Source organism: Intrasporangium sp. (assembly GCF_036566125.1).
Classification (GTDB): domain Bacteria; phylum Actinomycetota; class Actinomycetes; order Actinomycetales; family Dermatophilaceae; genus Intrasporangium.
On the sequence record NZ_DATCWX010000255.1, the window covers coordinates 53,069 to 72,130 of the forward strand.

Consider the following 19,062-nt stretch of genomic DNA (forward strand, 5'->3'; position numbering starts at 1 on the left):
GCACCATCGGACAGGTCTTCGGTCATGAACCGTTCGACGGCGGCCATCGTCTGCTGTGAAGTGCGGATCGAGTGACTGATATCACACTGACTTACGCTGGGGGAGTCGGAGGCATCCGACCTCCGGGAATGGAGGCGGACCATGAGTCGCATGGTAGGGCTGGTGCTGGGCGCCGTCTTCGTCGTCCTCGGGCTCGTCTGGTTCGGTCAGGGGATGGGCTGGATCGGCGGGAGCGGCATGTCGGGTGTCAGGCTCTGGGCGGTGATCGGCCCCATCCTCGCCGCCGTCGGCGTCGTCCTGGTCGTGGGCAGCCTGCGTCCCGTTCGGGTTGGTCGGCATCGCGACCCGTGAATCGGCCAACCCGGTGACCGGGGATGTCGGAGTGTCTGAACCGCATGGCAGGGTTGGCGCCATGACCGAAACGGCCGTTCCCTCCCTCGTCCTCGTGAGCGGACCCGAGGACGTGCTCGTCGAGCGGGCGGTCGCGAGCGTCGTTACGGACGCCAAGGCGTCGGGCGCCGAGGTGATCCGGGTCGAGGCCGCCGGCTACGAGCCCGGTTCGCTCATCCTCCATGCAAGCCCGTCCCTCTTCGGCGGGACGAAGTGCATCGTCGTCAAGGGGCTGCACGAGTCGCCGGACGAGCTCCAGGTCGACCTGCTCTCTCTCTTGGGAGCGCCGCTCGAGGACGTGTCCCTCGTCGTGACCCACGGCGGCGGGATGAAGGGCAAGAAGGTCCTCGACACCCTCAAGAAGCAGCAGGCGAAGCTCATCGAGTGCCCGGCGATCAAGTCCGACCGGGACAAGTCGGACTTCGTCACGAAGGAGTTCGCCCAGGCGCGACGCAGGATCACGAGCGACGGTGTCCGCGCCCTCGTCGAGGCGGTCGGCAAGGACGTGCGCGAGCTCGCAGCGGCGTGCAGCCAACTCATCGCGGACACCGAGGGCACCGTCGATGACGCGATCGTGGACACCTACCACGGCGGCAAGGTGGAAGCGAGCGGCTTCCGTGTCGCGGACGCGGCGATCGCCGGCCAGGCCGGGGAGGCGCTTCGGCTGCTGCGCCATGCCATCGCCAGCGGTCTCGACCCGGTGCCCATCGTTGCGGTGCTCGCCTCCCAGTTGCGCCAGCTCATCAAGGTCGGCTCCGCGGGGCGGGGCAGCTCCGCGCAGGTCGCCAAGAGCCTGAGCCTGGCGCCCTGGCAGGTCGACCGGGCCCGTCGTGCCGTGACGCACTGGAGCCCCGAGGGGCTTGCGGTCGCCGTGCAGGCCGTGGCGGCGGCCGACTTCGAGGTCAAGGGTGGCGGGCGCGATCCCGTGTACGCGGTGGAGCGGGCGATCCTCACCATCACCCGAGCCCGCGCGGCGCAGTGACCGGGCCCAGCGGCATACGGCCTCGTCTGGCTCGGCCAGTTTGGAGGCGGCGCTGAGCCGCTGGTAACTTTGTGCCTTGCGTGCGCGCTCAGGTCGTGCGCGTATGCATGCAGCAATCCAGAGCAGCTCACGCAAGGGTGCCCCACGCCCGGTCCCGAGCAGCTTTGCCGCCCTCTAACGGCAACCATTCCGACCAAGAAAGTACGTCACGTGGCAAACATCAAGTCGCAGCTCAAGCGCATCAAGACCAACCAGAAGCGCACCGAGCGCAACCGGGCGGTAAAGAGCGAGCTTCGCACGTGGGTCCGCAAGTTCCGCGAGGCTGCCGCCTCCGGTGACAAGGACGCCGCCGCCGACGCCCTGAAGACCGCCTCGAAGAAGCTCGACAAGGCCGTGTCGAAGGGTGTCATCCACAAGAACCAGGCCGCCAACAAGAAGTCGGCCATGGCCAAGAAGGCTGCGTCCCTCTGACGCGATCATCGAACGTTTCACCGAGCCCCTCGCCCGATCGGGCGGGGGGCTCAGTGCGTACCCGCTCAGCTGTAGTGGGTGCGCACGGCTGCGATGACGTCCTTGTAGCGGTTGAGTGACAGGACGGCGCCCTCCCGGCGCACATACGCCGGGTCGAGCCGAAGCAGGCGGTTGACGCGCACCTCGCTCGAGCGTCCGCGGTGGTCCCACGCCCCGGTCCCGATGTCGATCCACTCGCGACCGGCGCGGCGCTCCTGGTCCTCGTCCCGGTCGTGGTCCTGACTCGTCAGCTGCAGCCCGATGAGCAGGTTCCCCTCGCGCCCGATGACGAGGACGGGACGGTCCTTGCCGCGGGCGTGGTCCTCCTCGTACGGCACCCACGCCCAGACGATCTCACCCGGGTCCGGCGCACCGTCGGGATTCGGCGCGTACGTCATGTCGGGCAGCGTCGTCGCGTCTCCCAGATAGGGGGCGTATGCCGCTGGGCTCGCTTCCGACGGATGCCGCCGGGCGGGTGCCCCGCCCCGCTTCGTCGTTGCTCGGGTGAGGCTGCGCAGTGCAGTTTTGATCCGCGCCAGGGTTGACGACATGGGGCCAACGGTAATGAGTGATGGTCGGCGCCCCAGGCCGGAGGGTTGTTCCGCTTTGAAGAACAGGTGTCAGGGCACCACTCGGGGTGCCCTAAGGTAAGCATGTCCTAACTTGACCCCTATGGGCAGGAGCAGCACGTGCACCTTCGCCGTTTCCTCAGCGCGTCCGTCGCGGCGCTCGCCGTTCTTGGTGCCGCAGCGTGCGGCGGCAGCGACGGCCCGACCGACACGACCGAGGGTGCGGACCTGGTCATCTACAGCGGCCGGAGCGAGTCCCTCGTCGCGGGTGTGCTGGAGGACCTCGAGCAGCAGACCGGTGTCAAGGTCGGGGTGCGCTACGCGGGCTCGAGCGAGCTCGCGGCGCAGCTGCTCGAGGAAGGAGAGGCCACCAAGGCGGACCTGTTCTTCAGTCAGGACGCCGGTGCGCTCGGCGCGCTGGCGAAGGCCGGCCGGCTCGAGCCGCTCGACCCGGCGGCGTCCGAGCAGGTGATCGACGGCTTCGCGGATCCGGGCGGTCTGTGGGTCGGGACGTCAGCTCGGGCGCGCGTCATCGCGTTCAACCCGCAGCAGGCTCCGGAGGTCGAGCAGATGACCTCCGTCGATGCCGTCCTCGACCCGAAGTACAAGGGCAAGATCGGCTACGCGCCGGCCAACGCGTCCTTCCAGGCCTTCGTCACCGCGCTGCGCGTGGCCAAGGGCGAGGACGGCGCCAAGGAGTGGCTGACGAAGTTCAAGGCGAACGAGCCGCGCAAGTACGACAACAACGTCCTGATCCTCGATGGTGTCGACAAGGGCGAGGTCGCGCTGGGCCTGATCAACCACTACTACTGGTACGAGCGGGTCGCCGAGAAGGGCGCCGACGCGGTCACGGCCCAGATCCACTTCCTTGGTGCCGACGACCCGGGCGCGCTGATCAACGTGGCCGGCGTTGGGATCCTCAAGGGCACCGACCAGAAGGCAGCCGCTGAGAAGGCGGTGAACTACCTGTTGTCGGATGAGGCGCAGCAGTACTTCGCCGATGAGACCGCCGAGTACCCCGTCATCGAGGGCATCACCTCGAAGCACGACCTGCCGCCGCTCGCCGAGCTGGAGAAGTCGAGCATCGACCTCAACGAGCTCGACTCCCTCGAGACGACCCTGGCCATGCTGAACGAGGTGGGACTGACCTGAGCGAGCTGACGACGACCGAGCGACCGGTGGCCGATCCGGCCACCGGCCCGGTCGACGCTGCTCCCGGTCGAGAGGGCCACGGGCGCCCCCCGTGGTGGCTCGTCGTCCCGGCCCTCGCGGGCGCTGCCCTCGCCGTCCTGCCGCTCGGCTACCTGCTGGTCCGTACCTTCGAGGCGGGGCCGGACCGGATCCTCGAGATCCTCACCCGTCCCGGCACGCTCGCGCTCATCGGCCGCAGCCTGGGCCTGGCCGTCGTCGTCACCGGGCTCTGCCTCGTCATCGGGATCGGTCTGGCCGCGCTCGTGACCCGCACGGCGATGCCCGGTCGTCGAGTCTTTGCCGTGCTGGCGCCGCTGCCGCTGGCGATCCCTAGCTATGTCGCCGCGTTCGCCTGGGTGGCTGCGGTGCCGTGGGCGCGCGGGTTCCTCGGAGCGACCATCGTCCTGACCGCCTGTACGTTTCCCTACGTGTACCTGCCGGTCATGGCGGCGATGCGGGCGGTGGACCCGGCGCAGGAGGAGGTCTCCCGGAGCCTGGGACGCTCTGCGTGGCGCACCTTCTGGACGGTGACGGCACGGCAGGTCTGGCCGGCGGCGGCGTCAGGTGGCCTGCTCGTGGCGCTGTACACGCTCAGTGACTTCGGGGCGGTGTCGATCCTGCAGTACGACGTGTTCACCCGGGTCATCCACACCTCCTACACCGCGACCTTCGACCGGACGCCGGCGGCGGTCCTGTCGACGCTGCTGGTGGTCATCACCGTCATCATCGCCGTGGGCGAGCGGTGGACCCGCCGGCCGGTCGAGCAGACCCGGCTCGGTGGTGGGGTCTCGAGGCGCCCGGAGCTGCATCGGCTCGGCTCGCTGGGGCCGGTTGCGTCGGTGGCCGTCGGCGCCGTTCTCGTCGTCGCCCTGGTCTTCCCGGTCGCGTCGCTGCTCTACTGGTTCGCCACCGGCCTGTCCGCCGGCATCGACACCGAGCGGCTGCTCACGAGCACCGGCACGACCCTGTTCCTGGCCGTCCTCGGCGCCGCCGCGACGATGGCCTTCGCCATCCCCATCGGGGTGCTCGTCGCGCGGCACCGCAGCCGATCGAGCGCCGTCATCGAGACCGCGACCTGGGCGGGCCATGCCCTGCCCGGCATCGTGGTCGCCCTCGCCCTCGTCTTCTTCGGTGTTCGCGTCGCCCAACCGATCTACCAGCAGACGCCGCTGCTGCTCATTGCCTATGCCGTCCTCTTCCTGCCTGCCGGCATCGGGGCCGTGCGAGGCGCCGTCGCGATGAGCTCGCCGCGCATCGAGGAGGTCGCCCGGTCCCTCGGCAGCTCACCGCTGGCGGTCCTGCGCCGGGTCACGATCCCGCTCGCCGCCCCGGGTATCGCCGCCGGGACCGCCCTCGTCCTGCTGACGATCATGAAGGAGCTGCCCGCGACGCTGCTCCTGCGCCCGACCGGCGCCAACACCTTGGCCACGAGCCTGTGGACCGAGACCGGAGTCGCCGCCTACGCCGCTGCCGCGCCGTATGCGCTCGCCCTCGTCCTGCTCGCCGTGCTGCCCACGCTGTGGCTCATGCGGGCGCAAGGACGATTCACCGCAACGGAGGACCTGTGAGTGAAGTGAAGCTCTCGGGCGTGTCGAAGGCCTTCGGCTCGACGACTGCGCTGACCGACGTGGACCTCACCGTGTCCTCGGGTGAACTGACGGCGGTCCTCGGTCCATCCGGTTGCGGCAAGACCACGCTGCTGCGGATCGTTGCCGGGTTCATCCGTCCCGACCGCGGCCGGGTCGAGATCGACGGTCGCGCGGTCGTGGACGAGCTCACCGTCGTCCCGCCCGAGCGGCGCGGCGTGGCCGTCGTGCCGCAGGAGGGCGCGCTCTTCCCGCACCTCGACGTCGCCCGGAACATCGGCTACGGGCTGCCCCGCTCGGGTCAGGGCCGGCGACGCGTCGACGAGATGCTCGAGCTCGTCGGGCTCGGAGGACTCGGCACGCGCCGGCCCGACCAGCTCTCCGGCGGGCAGCAGCAGCGGGTCGCCCTGGCGCGGGCGCTCGCCCCCAGCCCCCGCGTCGTGGTCCTCGACGAGCCGTTCTCCGCCCTCGACGCCGGCCTGCGTGCACAGGTCCGCGACGAGGTGAGCCAGGTGCTGCGGGCCATCGACGCCACGGCGATCATCGTGACGCACGACCAGGAGGAGGCCCTGTCCATGGCCGACTCGGTCGCCGTGATGGAGGCGGGCCGGCTCGTCATGCACGGCAGCCCGACGGAGGTCTACTACCGACCCACCGACCTCGATGTCGCCCGCTTCGTCGGTGACCTCGTCGAGCTGCCCGGCACCAAGGCCGGCCACACGGTCGACACGGTCCTCGGCCGGCTCCCGATCCACGGCAGCGTGCTGCCTGCCGACGGCCCGGTCCTCGCGGTCGTCCGCCCGGAGCAGATCCGGGTCGACGCCCGGGTCGAGCGCGGAGCCACGGGCGCCCATGTCGATGACGTCAGCTTCTTCGGGCACGACGCCCTGGCCCGCCTGACCGTCCGGTCCGGCGACGTCCCGATCCGGGTCCTCGCGCGGACGGTCGCACCGCTCCAGCGCGGTGACGACGTCGCCATCCGCGTCATCGGCCCGGCCCTCGTCTACCCCACCTGACCCCGACTCACCCGCAACACACCCGCTTGTCGACTGCTCAGGCCGACTGCAGCAGGCCCGGGCAGTCGATAAGCGGGTGTGTTGCGGAAGGGGTTGGTGGGTGGGTCACTCGAGCCATTCGGTGACGAACTCGTCGTTGGCGTGGATGTGCACGGCCTCGTAGCCCTCGGGGCCGGTCCGGAAGCGGTGCGGTGTCTGCGCCGGGACGACGAGGACCTGGCCACCGCGGCCGGTGATGTGGCGCGCGTCTTCGCCGACACCGACGGTGAAGGTCGCCGAGCCGCGGCGGATGATGAACGTTTCCGCGTAGGGATGCCGGTGCAGCCTCGGCCCGACGCCTTCCTTTGTGGTCGACTCGAGGATGATCGAGATGCCGGCGCCGCCGGGAAGACGCTCGTAGTTCTCGGTCCACTCCTCGCCGTCCTCGCGGCCGTCGGATCGGGTGATGAGGGTCTCCATGAGCTGCCTCCCGGGTCGGTGCGTCGTTCACTAGCCAACGTGTCACGCCTACGTCGACCGGCTCCACCACTTTTCGACGCAACACACCCGCTTGCCGAGTGCTCGACCGTGCTGCAGCAGGCACCACCACGCGGCAAGCGGGTGTGTTGCGGGGGACGGGGAGGGCGCGTGAGGGCACGCGGGCCGTGGGAGCCAGCCCAGCGGCATACGTGAAAATGCGGTTCGGAAAGCATGGGAGGATTGGCTGATCCCACCGCCCCCCAAGACCCAACTCTGCGAGGTTCTCTCCACCGTGTCGCCCATGGCCCGCTCCGCGTTGGCGCCCCACGCAACGCCGCCGGACCTGATCCGCAACTTCTGCATCATCGCTCACATCGACCACGGCAAGTCCACCCTCGCCGACCGGATGCTCCAGCTGACCGGCGTCGTCGAGGCGCGACAGATGCGGGCGCAGTACCTCGACCGGATGGACATCGAGCGCGAGCGCGGCATCACGATCAAGAGCCAGGCCGTGCGGATGCCCTGGGAAGCCGATGGACAGACTTACGCGCTCAACATGATCGACACGCCCGGCCACGTCGACTTCACCTATGAGGTGTCACGCAGCCTCGCCGCGTGCGAGGGCGCCGTGCTGCTCGTGGACGCCGCACAGGGGATCGAAGCGCAGACGCTCGCCAACCTCTACCTGGCGATGGAGAACGATCTCACGATCATCCCGGTCCTCAACAAGATCGACCTTCCGGCAGCGCAGCCGGAGAAGTACGCCGAGGAACTGGCCAAGCTCATCGGTGGCGACCCTGCCGACTGTTTCCGCGTGTCCGGCAAGACCGGGGAGGGCGTCGAACCGCTGCTCGACCAGATCGTCGACCAGATCCCGCACCCAGTCGGTGACGCGGACGCCCCGGCCCGGGCGATGATCTTCGACTCCGTCTACGACACCTATCGCGGCGTCGTCACCTACGTCCGAGTCGTCGACGGCAACCTCAACCCACGCGAGCGCATCGTGATGATGTCGACCAAGGCCACGCACGAGCTGCTCGAGATCGGCGTCATCAGCCCCGAGCCGATCCCCTCGAAGGGGCTCGGCGTGGGCGAGGTCGGCTACCTCATCACGGGCGTCAAGGACGTGCGTCAGTCCCGCGTCGGTGACACGGTGACCAATGCGAGCAAGCCGGCCGGGCAGTCGCTCGGCGGGTACCGCGACCCGAAACCGATGGTCTTCTCCGGCCTGTATCCGCTCGACGGGTCCGACTACCCAGACCTGCGCGACGCCCTCGACAAGCTCAAGCTCAACGACGCGGCACTCGTCTACGAGCCGGAGACGTCGGCCGCGCTCGGCTTCGGCTTCCGGTGTGGCTTCCTCGGCCTGCTCCACCTCGAGATCGTCCGTGAGCGGCTCGAGCGGGAGTTCAACCTCGACCTCATCTCGACCCAGCCCAACGTCGTCTACGACGTGACGATGGATGACGGCTCCGAGGTTCACGTCACCAATCCGAGCGAGTACCCCGAAGGCAAGATCGCCTCGGTGAGCGAGCCGATCGTCCGCGCGACGATCCTCGCTCCGAGCGAGTTCGTCGGGGCGATCATGGAGCTCTGCCAGCAGAAGCGCGGACAGCTGCGCGGCATGGACTACCTGTCCGAGGACCGGGTCGAGATGCGCTACACGCTGCCGCTCGCGGAGATCGTCTTCGACTTCTTCGACCAGCTGAAGTCGCGGACGCGTGGGTACGCCTCGCTGGACTACGAACCCGACGGCGAGCAGGTCGCCGACCTCGTCAAGGTCCAGATCCTGCTGCAGGGCGAGCCCGTCGACGCCTTTTCGGCGATCGTCCACAAGGACAAGGCGTACGCGTACGGCGTCATGATGGCGACCAAGCTCAAAGAGCTCATCCCGCGACAGCAGTTCGAGGTGCCGATCCAGGCCGCGATCGGCTCGCGGATCATCGCCCGCGAGAACATCCGCGCGATCCGCAAGGACGTGCTCGCCAAGTGCTACGGCGGCGACATCAGCCGCAAGCGCAAGCTGCTCGAGAAGCAGAAGGAAGGCAAGAAGCGGATGAAGATGGTCGGGCGCGTCGAGGTCCCCCAGGAGGCCTTCATCGCCGCGCTCTCCAGCGACGCCGGGGACAAGGCGAAAAAGTAGCGCCACTCGCCGACAACCCGCGCCGTTACGGTGGGGTGGCGCCGCCCCACGCCGAGCACCACGAGCACGCCGTCGCCGGCGGGAAGCCCGCTCGGCGAAGAAAGGCGGACGTTCGACCCTAGCCTCACCGTCCCAGCAGCCGTGCACTGGAAGTGAAGGGATTCGAGGATAGGAGGAGCCATGAAGGCCAAGCGACAGCGTGCGATGCGGATGTGGGTGGGCGTCCTCGCTGTAGCCCTCGTGGCTCTGGCAGGATGCGGGAGATCGCCGGGCACGCCGGGGACGACGGGTACCGCTGCGCCCACCTCCACGTCGAGCTCCCCGACGACGGAACCCACACCGGAACCGACAACGACAACATCGGAGCCGACGACTCCGACCTCACCGCGGCCGACAACCTCGCCAACGACCCGCACGACGCTGAGCGGGATGCCGGTGTACTTCGTCGGCGAGTCGCAGGGGCACTTCAAGCTCTTCCGCGAGTTCCGCACGATTCGCAAGATCGACGGGCCGATCTCGTCGTCCATCTCCGCGATGATGCGGCTCACTCCGCTGGACCCGGAGTACTTCAACCCGTGGCGTTCGGCCTCCCGGGTCCGGGTGACTGAGGACGCCGCCACTCTCATGGTGGACGTGTCGGCCGATGCTTTCCGCAACACCACCGTCGGCAAGGAGCTGGCTCCGGTGGCGATTCAACAGCTCGTCTACACCGCGCTCGCTGCGAGCGAGCGCGCCGGAAGCGACGCGCATTCCGTGGTCATCACGGTCGGCGGCCAGCGGTATGACGCCTGGGGTCTCGTCCATCTCGAAGGGCGCTGGGAGCGCGCACCACGGGCCGAGGTGCAGGCGCAGGCCTGGGTCGTGAACCCCCAGGAGGGTGCCGTCGTCCGTGCCGGCCTGGTCAACTTCACCGGCTACGGAACCTCGTTCGAGGGGACCTTCACGTGGAAGGTCCATGGCCTAGACGTGCGGGTCGAGAAGCGCGGAACCGCGATGGGCGGCTCGATGGGAACATTTGGGACGGTGCGGTTCTCGGCGAAGCTGCCTCCGGGCAAGTACGTGGTGGAGCTCGCCACCGATGACCCGTCAGGCGGGGAGGGACCCGGACCGGCGGTGGATACCAAGCAGTTCACCGTGAGGTGAGCCGATCGGTTCGAGGTAATCGGTTCGAGGTTGAAGTCCGCTGCATGGAGCCGTGGAATACCTCGAACCGGGTCGAGGGGGCGGCAGGCTCAGCCGAGGAGCTTGAGGCGCATCCGGTCGGTGTCCGACTGGGTCCAGCCCTGGCTGCTCAGCCAACCGTGGACGCCGCCGTAGCGCGCCTCGAGTGCGCCCAGCAGCATCCGCATCGTCTCGGTCGTCGGTGACTGCTGCGCCACCGTCTTGTCCTTCATGTTCTCGGCATAGGCGGGCCTGAGGCGCAGCCGCTCGAGGATCAGCGGGACCTTCTGCGCCGACGCGGCGAAGTCAGCGATGACCACGTCATCCGGCACTCCGACGATCTTCAGGGCGAGCCCGACGATCGTGCCGGTCCGGTCCTTGCCGGCGGCGCAGTGGACGATGGCCGCGCCTTCGCTGCCAGCGATGGCGTGCAGCGCGGCGACGACGGAGTCCGGGCGGGTCGACAGATAGGACAGGTAGTGCTCGGACCAGAACTCGTCGTGGCTGCGCCCGCGCTTCTCGCGCTCCCCACGCCGGACTGCAGCCTTGGCCTCATCCCGCTCCCACGGCAGGGCGCGCTCGGCCGCCGGGATGCCCGACTCGTGGGTGTCCTCGCGGTAGAGGGTGAAGTGGTGGTGGCGCACGCGCGTGGCGCGGAGCGGTCCGTCTCCCTCCTTGGCCACCTCGACGTGGGTGCGCAGGTCGACGACGTCGGTGACGCCGTACTCCTCGAGCAGCGCCGTGACGGAGCGCTCTGCCAGATCCTGCAGGTTGTCGGACCGCAGCAGGCGGCGTGGGCGGACGACGTCGCCACCCGCAGTCGGCAGGCCGCCGAGGTCGCGCATGTTGACGACGCCGCTCAGGTCGATCCAGCTTGGTTGGTACACCCTTACGACGATAAGCGATCTGGATTAATCGCTTGCCTCGCCCTCATGACCACCAGATATCTTGACATCAAGATACTTAAGGGAGGCGAGGCGATGACGACGACTGCGGACGCGAGCCAGGGCGAGAAGCTCACCCACCGAGGGATTCCCGTCGACCCGGACCTGCGGGTCCTCGCTCTCAGCTCGTTCGCAAACCGGTTCGGCGCGGGGGCCGTCCTGACGACCAGCGCGCTCTACTTCACCCGGCAGGTCGGCTTCAGCCCCACCGAGGTCGCCCTCGCCATGTCCGTGGGGGCCCTCGTCGGAATCGTCGTGCAGGTCCCCGCGGGCCATCTCGGTGACACCCGCGGTCCGCGAGAGATGCTCACCCTCTTCATGACCGGTGCGGCGCTGTTCAGCGCCCCGCCCGTGTTCGCCCGGTCTCCGCTGGTGCTCGCCGTCCTGCTCGGTGTGCTCGCGTTCTTCGAGCGGGGCGCCGGCGCAGTCAACCAGGGCGTCATCGCTCAGCTCGCGACAGGTGGCCGGGGTGTGCTCTTCAAGGCCTACCTGCGAGCCGTGACCAACTCCGCCCTCGGGCTGGGCTCCGTCTTCGGTGGTCTCGCCCTCATCGTCGACGAGGCGTGGGCCTATGTGGCGGTCTTCGTGCTCAACGCGGTCTTCACGGCCTTCGCGGCGTGGAACACTACCCGGCTGCCGCACCTGCCGCCGCACGAGAGGGCCGCGGGCGAGCCCCGCCTCGCGGTCCTGCGCGACTGGCCGTACGTCGTCGTCACCGCCCTGACCGGGCTCTACGCCCTGCACTTCTTCGTCATGGAGCTCGGCCTGGCCCTGTACATCTCCGAGCACACCGAGGCTCCAACGGTCATGGTCGCGGTGCTCCTCATCGTCAACACCGCGATGGTCGCGCTGTTCCAGGTGCGCTTCTCGCGGCGGTCCGACTCCGTGGAAGCCGGCGCGAAGGCTCTCGTGCGCGGATCCCTCTGGATCGCAGCCGGGTTCGCCATCGTCGCCGTCGCGGATCGGGGCAGCTACTGGATCGCCATCGCCGTGCTCGTCGCCGGGTCGCTGGTCCACGTCGTCGGCGAGATGATCGGCTCCGGAGGCCAGTGGGGCCTGCAGCTCGGTCTCGCCCCGCACGAGCGGCAGGGGCAGTACCAGGGCTTCGCCGGCCTGGGGTTCTCGGTCATGGCGGTCATCGGCCCGCCGATCGTGACGTTCTTCTGCGTCGAGCAGGGCGAGCGCGGGTGGCTCATGCTCGCCGGCATCATGGTCGGCATCGCGCTCGTCAGCGTCCCTGCGGCCCGGTGGGCGCTCGCGTCGCGGGCCAGCTACGGCGTCACGACGCACTCGGGATGACCTTCCGGCGGGTGCGCGCGTCCAGCGGGTGCCCTGCCGCCTGAGACAATGGCCGTATGCCGCCCAGCTCGCTCCCCGACGGAGACGCTCCGCCCGCGTCGGGCGAGCTCCCGAGCTCGGCCCTGGCGGGCCTCGCCACGACTGACCTGGGCATCTACGTGCACGTGCCGTTCTGCCGTGTCCGGTGCGGCTACTGCGACTTCAACACCTACACGCTGACCGAGCTTGCCGCCCGGGACGGGTCAGGGCCGTCGATCGGTCTCGACACCTATGCCGATGCCGCGCTCGCGGAGCTCGACCTGGCCCGCTCCGTGCTTGGGGGCGAGCCGCCCACTGTCTCAACGGTCTTCGTTGGTGGTGGAACTCCGACGATGCTGAGGTCACGTGACCTCGTGAGGGTACTCAGCGGCATACGGACTCGTTTTGGGCTTGCACCCGACGCGGAGGTCACGACGGAGGCCAACCCCGACTCCGTGACGCCGGAGTCGCTGGCCGAGCTCGCGGCCGGAGGCTTCACCCGCGTCTCGCTCGGGATGCAGTCCGCGGTCCCGCACGTGCTCGCGACCCTCGAGCGGACCCATGACCCCGACAACGTCGCGCGCGCGGTCGATGCGGTCCGAGCGGCCGGGATGCAGGTCAGCGTGGACCTCATCTACGGGACGCCGGGGGAGTCGCTCGACGACTGGCGGCGGAGCCTCGACGTGGCCATCGCGCTGGAACCGGACCACATCTCCGCCTACGCGCTCGTCGTCGAGGAGGGGACCAAGCTGGCCGCCCAGGTGCGGCGTGGCCAGGTCCCGATGCCGGAGGACGACGACGAGGCGGACAAGTACGAGTTCGCGGACGAGGTGCTGTCGGCGGCCGGCTACGACTGGTACGAGGTGAGCAACTGGGCCAGGTCGGAGCAGGCCCGATGCCGGCACAACGTCGCCTACTGGTCAGGCGCGAACTGGTGGGGGATCGGTCCGGGTGCGCACAGCCACGTCGGGGGTGTGCGGTGGTGGAACGTCAAGCACCCCGCTGCCTACGCGGCCAGGTTGGCGACCGGACAGTCGCCGGCGCAGGGCCGGGAGACGCTGACCGGGGAGCAGCGCTACGACGAGACTGTGCTGCTCGGCACACGGATCATCGAGGGACTTCCGCTTGATTACCTGCGAGTATCGGGACGTGCGGCCGTTGCGGGCCTGATCGCCGACGGGCTTGTTGACGGGCCTGCGGCGGTGGGCGGCGGCCGGGTCGTGTTGACGCGACAGGGCCGGTTGCTCGCCGACACGGTCGTGCACCGACTGATTGCGTGACAAGGAGCAGGATGACCCAGACGATCCGCCCACCAGCGGCAGGAACCGACGGCCGCGACCAGCTCGACGCCGCCCGGCTGGTCGATGAGCTGCGAGGTGTGTTCGGCACCGGCGTGACCAAGCCGCTCGCCTGGCGAACGGCCCAGCTGACGGGGCTGCGACGCATGCTCTCGGAGCAGGAGAGCGCCTTCTGCGAGGCGCTCGACGCCGACCTCGGCAAGCACTCGGCCGAGTCGTGGATCACCGAGCTCGGGTACACGTCCAACGAGATCACCCACGTCCTCAAGCAGCTGAAGTCCTGGACCCGGCCACGGTCCGCGCCGCTGCCGATCTGGATGCGGCCGGCCCGCGCCAAGGTGGTGCGCGAACCCTTGGGCGTCGTGCTCGTCATCAGCCCGTGGAACTACCCGGTCCAGCTCGCCCTCACCCCCATCGCCGGTGCACTCGCGGCAGGCAACGCGGTCGTTCTCAAGCCTAGTGAGGTGGCCCCGGCGACCTCGGCCACACTGGCTCGCCTGCTGCCTCGCTACGTCGACCCGGCGGCAGTCCGCGTCGTCGAGGGCGGCGTCCGCGAGACGACCGAGCTGCTCACCCAGCCGTGGGACCACATCTTCTTCACCGGCAACGGCACCGTGGGGCGGGTCGTTCTCGAAGCGGCGGCTCGTCACCTCACACCGGTGACCCTCGAGCTCGGCGGCAAGTCGCCGGCCTTCGTCGATGAAGGAGTGGACCTCGACACGGCCGCGCGACGCATCGTGTGGGGCAAGTACACCAACGCCGGGCAGACCTGCGTGGCGCCGGACTACGTCATCGCCACCCGACCTGTGCTGGACGCGTTGAAACCGTTGCTGGACAAGGCGATCCGCGACTTCTACGGCGAGGATCCCTCGCAGTCGGACGCCTACGGCCGGATCGTCAACGACCGTCACTTCGGTCGGATCTCCCGCCTCATCACCGAGGACCACGTGGTCCGGGGAGGGGGGACGGACTCCGAGTCCCGCTACATCGAGCCGACCGTGCTCGATGGCGTCGACGGTGACCATCTGGCCATGCAGGAGGAGATCTTCGGCCCGATCCTGCCCCTCATCGAGGTCAGCGGCGTCGACGCGGCAGTCGAGTTCATCGGTGCGAGGGACAAGCCGCTGGCCCTTTACGTTTTCACCTCCCGCGGCGAGACGAAGCGCCGCTTCATCCGCGACACGTCGTCGGGCGCGCTGACGTTCAACGCGCCGTTGGTCCACATGGGGGCCCCGTCCCTGCCCTTCGGCGGGGTCGGTGCGAGCGGAATGGGCAAGTACCACGGGGAGGAGTCGATCGCCCTCTTCAGCCACGCCAAGCCGGTCCTGGACGTGCCGGCGAAGCCGGACCTGCTTGCGGCGATCTACCCGCCGTTCACGTCGATCAAGGAGACGCTCGTGCGGCGCTTCATCGCGCCGCCACGTCGGTGACGAAGTCGATCAGCTCCTCGACGCTGGCCAGGAGGGCCGGCTCGAGGTCGGCGTACGTGCGCACGGTGCCGAGGATCCGCTTCCAGGCGTGGGCTATGTCGGCCTGGGACTCGTGCGGCCAGCCCAGGGCCGCGCAGATCCCGTGCTTCCACGACACTCCGCGAGGGATGATGGGCCACTGCTCCCACCCCAGGCGCGCTGGCCGCACCGACTGCCAGACGTCGACGTAGGGGTGCCCGAGGATCTTCACGTGGTCCTTGAGCCCCGGGAGCGCCCGGGCCTGCGCCACGATCCTGGCCTCCTTGGTGCCCGGCACGAGGTGGTCGACGAGCACGCCGAGCCGCTGGCCGGGGCCTGGCTGGAAGTCGGCGATGATGCCGGCCAGGTCGTCGACGCCGTCCATCATCTCGACGACGACGCCCTCGATGCGCAGGTCGTCGCCCCAGACCTTCTCGACCAGCTCGGCGTCGTGGCGCCCCTCGACGTAGATCCGTGATCCGCTCGCCACCCGCGCCGCGGCGCCGTGCACGGCGACGGACCCGCTGGCCGTGCGGGACTGCGCCTTCCGGGCGGCGTCGAGTGCGGCTGACGCGGCTGCAAGGGGCTTGGTCAGGGCGACTGGCTTGCCGTCGATGAGGAACCCCGGCCCCAAGGGGAACGCCTTCACCTGCCCACGGCGGTCCTCGAGCGTGACGACGTGCATGCCGCCCGCCTTCTCCACCCGCACGACCGCACCGACCCAGCCGGTCTCGACCTCCTCGACAACCAGGCCGGGCTCGGCAGGCACGTCGAGGGAGCGCCCGCGCCGGGGCGCTCGCCAGTCGCCGGAGAGGACGTCAGAGCCGTAACGATCGTGGTGCGACACGATCATGGAGCGTATGCCGCTGGGCTCACTCCCAGCCGGACCGCCACGCGGGTGCCCCGCCCCTCTCGGTCGAGGGAGCACTTCGCGAGGGGCCGTGCCACGACGTAGACTTGGCACTCGACTGACGAGAGTGCCAGCGGGAGGTGCGGAATGAGCGAGGAGCGCAAGCTCATGGTGCTCCGTGCCATCGTGCAGGACTACGTGCAGACCTCCGAGCCCGTGGGCAGCAAGGCGCTCGTCGATCGCCACCACCTCGGCGTCAGCGCTGCCACCGTGCGCAACGACATGGCCCAGCTCGAGGAGGAGGGGCTGATCCACGCGCCGCACACCTCCGCCGGCCGGGTGCCCACCGACGCCGGATATCGGGTCTTCGTCGACCGGCTGAGCCAGATCAAGCCGCTGAGTGCGGGGGAGCGGCGCGCGATCAGCCAGTTCCTCCAGGGAGCCGTTGACCTCGACGACGTCGTCGACCGGACCGTCCGTCTGCTCGCGGGCCTGACGCGCCAGGTCGCCGTCGTGCAGTACCCCTCGCTGACGCGGTCCACGGTCCGGCACATCGAGCTCGTCCCGGTCGGCGTCACGCACCTGATGGTCATCCTCATCGTCAACACCGGTCGGGTCGAGCAGCGGGTCGTCGAGGTCCGCGCCCTGCCTGCCGGCAGCGATGGCGAGCAGCTCCTCGCCCGACTGCGGGCCTCGCTCAACGAGGTGGCTGCGGGCGTGCCCTTCACCGTGGCCGCGACGGAGCTGCGCCACCTCGTGGAGGACGCCCCTGCTGAGGAGCGCCCCGTCGTCGAGGCCATCGTCTCGGCTCTGACCGATGCTCTCATCGAGGAGCGGGAGGAGCGGGTCGTGCTCGCCGGACAGGCGAACCTGGCCCGGCCCGGTGGCGACTTCGCGACGTCCATTGGCCCGATCCTGGAGGCTCTCGAGGAGCACGTGGTGCTGCTGCGCCTGCTCGGACAGCTCGATGACGACCCGGATGCCGTATCGGTCCGGATCGGCTCCGAGAACCCGGTCACGGGACTCCAGAAGACCTCACTCGTCTCCATCGGGTACGGGTCCGGTCTGGAGCGCGTGGCCAGCCTGGGCGTGCTCGGCCCGACCCGCATGGACTATCCGACGACAATGGCCTCGGTCAGGGCCGTTGCCCGCTACGTGTCGGAGATCCTCGACGAGAACCACACGGGATGACCGTTCGTTGCACGAGGTGAACCAGGGCCCCCCGGCCCGGCGCGGCACCATGAGAGACGACTGACCGACCACCGACCGACCCCGACTTGGACGCCAGACGAAGATGACAGGAACCACCCGCTTGAACGACTACTACGCCGTCCTCGGTGTCTCCCGTGACGCAAGTCAGGAGGAGATCAAGAAGGCCTACCGTCGGCTCGCCCGCAAACTGCACCCCGACGTCAATCCCGGGCCCGAGGCGGAGGAGGAGTTCAAGCGCGTCTCCCAGGCGTACGACGTCCTCTCCGACCCGGACAAGCGGCGGTCGTTCGACCTGGGCGCCGACCCGTTCGCCGCGGCCGGCGCGGGCTTCGGCACCGGGCCCGGCTTCTCGTTCAGCGACGTCATGGACGCCTTCTTCGGGGCAGGCGCGACGGCCGGCACGCGGGGGCCGCGTCCCCGGGTGCAGCGCGGCCAGGATGCGCTCGTCCGGCTCGACATCGACCTCGCCAAGGCGGTGTTCGGCTCCGAGGAGGAGTTGACCCTCGACACGGCCATCGGCTGCTCGCGCTGTGGCGGCGACGGCGCCGAGCCCGGCACCGGTCGCCAGACCTGCCCCATCTGTCGGGGTCGGGGCGAGATCCAGCAGGTTCAGCGCAGCTTCCTGGGCCAGGTCATGACGTCCCGGCCGTGCGTCAACTGCCAGGGCTTCGGCTCCACGCTGACCGATCCCTGCCACGACTGCTCCGGCGACGGCCGGGTCCGCACCCGTCGCACGCTCAAGCTCAAGGTGCCCGCTGGCGTGGACACGGGCACCCGGATCCAGTTGACCGGCGAGGGCGAGGTCGGACATGGCAACGGACCACAGGGTGACCTCTACGTCGAGATCCGCGTCGTGGGCCACGACACGTACACCCGACGCGGCGACGACCTGCATTGCATGATCGAGCTGCCCATGGCGGCTGGGGCGCTGGGCACGACGCTCAAGCTGTCGACCTTCGACGGGATGCAGGACCTCGAGATCAAGCCGGGCACCCAGAGCGGCGACGTGATCACGCTCCGGGGCCTCGGGGTCACCCACCTGCGCCATGGCGGGCGCGGCGACCTGCTCGTCCACACGACAGTCGTGACCCCGACGAGGCTCACCGAGGAGCAGGAGGAGCTGCTCCGGCAGTTCGCTGCCATGCGCGGCGAGGAGCGGCCCGAGGGCCGGCTGACGCCCAACAAGGGTCTCTTCGGCAAGATCCGGGACGCCTTCAAGGAGAAGTGAGGGTCGCGTGACCCATCAGCTCTTCCTCGGCGACGCGGCCGGGCTCGCTGCCGTCACGCCAGGTGCAACCGTCGTTCTCGACGGTGACGAGGGACGGCACGCGGCGGCTGTCGTCCGGGTCCGGGTGGGGGAGCGCTACTTCGTGGCCGACGGGCTCGGTCGTCGCGTGCTCGCAGAGGCGGAGCAGGTGGACAAGACGTCGGTGCGGGGCAGGGTCCTCGACGTCGTCGACGAGCCGGAACCGGCGCCGCGGTTCGTTCTCGTCCAGGCCCTCGCCAAGGGCGATCGCGACGAGCAGGCGATCGAGGCGGCAACCGAGCTCGGCGTCGACGAGGTGGTGCCGTGGGCAGCCGAGCGCTCGATCGTCGTGTGGCGAGGCGACCGCGCCGCCAAGTCCTTGGCGAAGTGGGCCTCCGTCGTGACCCGGGCGTCGAAGCAGTCCCGACGAGCCCGTATGCCGCTCACCTCCTCCCCGGTCGACCTCCCTTCGCTGGTCGGCCGGGTCGGCACGTCTGCGCTGACCCTCGTCCTCCATGAGGACGCCGTGGAGCCGCTCGCAGGGGTCGAGGTGCCGGAGTCCGGCGATGTGCTGGTCGTCGTCGGCCCGGAAGGTGGGATCTCCGACCGGGAGCTGGCGGCTCTGGAGGCAGCGGGTGCCCGGGCCGTGCGGCTCGGTCCGACGATCCTGCGATCGTCATCGGCCGGGCCGGCCGCGCTGGCGGTGCTCAACGCCCGGTCCCGCTGGCGCTGAGCAACCT

General features: G+C 69.5%; 18 protein-coding genes. 14 read left to right on the forward strand and 4 right to left on the reverse strand.

Going from position 1 to position 19,062, the window contains the following annotated elements:
* The first annotated feature begins 141 nt into the window (after positions 1–141).
* The 3 genes from VIR15_RS15655 to rpsT all read left to right on the forward strand — a co-directional run bounded on the left by VIR15_RS15655 (position 142) and on the right by rpsT (position 1,843).
* Complete coding sequence (locus tag VIR15_RS15655) at positions 142–351, forward strand: hypothetical protein (RefSeq protein WP_331929379.1); 210 nt, start codon at positions 142–144, stop codon at positions 349–351.
* Between the two features lie 61 nt (positions 352–412).
* Positions 413–1,372 carry a DNA polymerase III subunit delta gene (gene holA, locus VIR15_RS15660; protein ID WP_331929381.1) on the forward strand — a complete coding sequence of 320 codons (960 nt, stop codon included), beginning with the start codon at positions 413–415 and terminating at the stop codon, positions 1,370–1,372.
* 210 nt (positions 1,373–1,582) lie between these two features.
* The gene (gene rpsT / locus VIR15_RS15665) at positions 1,583–1,843 is read left to right on the forward strand and encodes a 30S ribosomal protein S20 (RefSeq protein WP_331929384.1); all 261 of its coding nucleotides are present in this window, start codon (positions 1,583–1,585) and stop codon (positions 1,841–1,843) included.
* 65 nt (positions 1,844–1,908) lie between these two features.
* Here the strand turns inward: rpsT and VIR15_RS15670 are convergent, their stop codons facing one another.
* On the reverse strand, positions 1,909–2,433 hold the full coding sequence (locus VIR15_RS15670) for a type II toxin-antitoxin system PemK/MazF family toxin (RefSeq protein ID WP_331929386.1): 525 nt from the start codon (positions 2,431–2,433) through the stop codon (positions 1,909–1,911).
* A gap of 138 nt (positions 2,434–2,571) precedes the next feature.
* Between VIR15_RS15670 and VIR15_RS15675 the strand changes: the two genes are divergently transcribed.
* From VIR15_RS15675 to VIR15_RS15685, 3 genes are read left to right on the forward strand one after another with little or no spacing between them, the layout of a single operon-like run.
* Complete coding sequence (locus VIR15_RS15675) at positions 2,572–3,603, forward strand: extracellular solute-binding protein (protein ID WP_331929388.1); 1,032 nt, start codon at positions 2,572–2,574, stop codon at positions 3,601–3,603.
* A gap of 26 nt (positions 3,604–3,629) precedes the next feature.
* Positions 3,630–5,210, forward strand: coding sequence for an ABC transporter permease (locus VIR15_RS15680; protein WP_331929390.1), 1,581 nt, complete (start codon positions 3,630–3,632; stop codon positions 5,208–5,210).
* Complete coding sequence (locus tag VIR15_RS15685) at positions 5,207–6,244, forward strand: ABC transporter ATP-binding protein (protein WP_331929392.1); 1,038 nt, start codon at positions 5,207–5,209, stop codon at positions 6,242–6,244. Before VIR15_RS15680 ends, VIR15_RS15685 begins: the two co-directional genes overlap by 4 nt.
* A gap of 105 nt (positions 6,245–6,349) precedes the next feature.
* On the opposite strand, the gene VIR15_RS15690 is transcribed toward VIR15_RS15685, so the two are convergent.
* The gene (locus VIR15_RS15690) at positions 6,350–6,703 is read right to left on the reverse strand and encodes a cupin domain-containing protein (RefSeq protein ID WP_331929394.1); all 354 of its coding nucleotides are present in this window, start codon (positions 6,701–6,703) and stop codon (positions 6,350–6,352) included.
* A 301-nt stretch (positions 6,704–7,004) separates the two neighbouring features.
* On the opposite strand from VIR15_RS15690, the gene lepA reads away from it, so the two are divergent.
* Both lepA and VIR15_RS15700 read left to right on the forward strand, forming a co-directional pair.
* A complete protein-coding gene (gene lepA / locus VIR15_RS15695; RefSeq protein ID WP_331929395.1) occupies positions 7,005–8,846 on the forward strand; it encodes a translation elongation factor 4 in 1,842 nt (613 codons plus the stop codon).
* Positions 8,847–9,275: 429 nt separating this feature from the next.
* On the forward strand, positions 9,276–9,989 hold the full coding sequence (locus VIR15_RS15700; RefSeq protein WP_331929396.1) for a Gmad2 immunoglobulin-like domain-containing protein: 714 nt from the start codon (positions 9,276–9,278) through the stop codon (positions 9,987–9,989).
* Positions 9,990–10,078: 89 nt separating this feature from the next.
* Here the strand turns inward: VIR15_RS15700 and VIR15_RS15705 are convergent, their stop codons facing one another.
* Positions 10,079–10,894 carry a tyrosine-protein phosphatase gene (locus VIR15_RS15705; RefSeq protein ID WP_331929397.1) on the reverse strand — a complete coding sequence of 272 codons (816 nt, stop codon included), beginning with the start codon at positions 10,892–10,894 and terminating at the stop codon, positions 10,079–10,081.
* 45 nt (positions 10,895–10,939) lie between these two features.
* On the opposite strand from VIR15_RS15705, the gene VIR15_RS15710 reads away from it, so the two are divergent.
* The 3 genes from VIR15_RS15710 to VIR15_RS15720 are packed head-to-tail and all read left to right on the forward strand — an operon-like array spanning position 10,940 to position 14,996.
* Complete coding sequence (locus VIR15_RS15710) at positions 10,940–12,250, forward strand: MFS transporter (protein WP_331929399.1); 1,311 nt, start codon at positions 10,940–10,942, stop codon at positions 12,248–12,250.
* Positions 12,251–12,306: 56 nt separating this feature from the next.
* Positions 12,307–13,548 (forward strand): radical SAM family heme chaperone HemW, encoded by a 1,242-nt coding sequence (hemW, locus tag VIR15_RS15715; protein ID WP_331929401.1) that lies wholly within the window; start codon positions 12,307–12,309, stop codon positions 13,546–13,548.
* Positions 13,549–13,559: 11 nt separating this feature from the next.
* Positions 13,560–14,996 (forward strand): aldehyde dehydrogenase family protein, encoded by a 1,437-nt coding sequence (locus VIR15_RS15720; protein ID WP_331929402.1) that lies wholly within the window; start codon positions 13,560–13,562, stop codon positions 14,994–14,996.
* Here the strand turns inward: VIR15_RS15720 and VIR15_RS15725 are convergent.
* Entirely contained in the window at positions 14,974–15,867 is an 894-nt protein-coding gene (locus tag VIR15_RS15725; protein ID WP_331929403.1) for a DUF3097 domain-containing protein, read from the reverse strand. The genes VIR15_RS15720 and VIR15_RS15725 overlap by 23 nt on opposite strands.
* Positions 15,868–16,011: 144 nt before the next feature.
* Here VIR15_RS15725 and hrcA point away from each other — a divergent pair, with 144 nt between their 5' ends.
* The 3 genes from hrcA to VIR15_RS15740 all read left to right on the forward strand — a co-directional run bounded on the left by hrcA (position 16,012) and on the right by VIR15_RS15740 (position 19,055).
* Positions 16,012–17,055 (forward strand): heat-inducible transcriptional repressor HrcA, encoded by a 1,044-nt coding sequence (gene hrcA / locus VIR15_RS15730; RefSeq protein WP_331929405.1) that lies wholly within the window; start codon positions 16,012–16,014, stop codon positions 17,053–17,055.
* Positions 17,056–17,176: 121 nt separating this feature from the next.
* A complete protein-coding gene (gene dnaJ / locus VIR15_RS15735) occupies positions 17,177–18,304 on the forward strand; it encodes a molecular chaperone DnaJ (RefSeq protein WP_331929407.1) in 1,128 nt (375 codons plus the stop codon).
* Between the two features lie 7 nt (positions 18,305–18,311).
* Positions 18,312–19,055, forward strand: a complete 744-nt coding sequence (locus VIR15_RS15740) for a 16S rRNA (uracil(1498)-N(3))-methyltransferase (protein ID WP_331929409.1) — start codon at positions 18,312–18,314, stop codon at positions 19,053–19,055.
* Positions 19,056–19,062 lie beyond the last annotated feature (7 nt).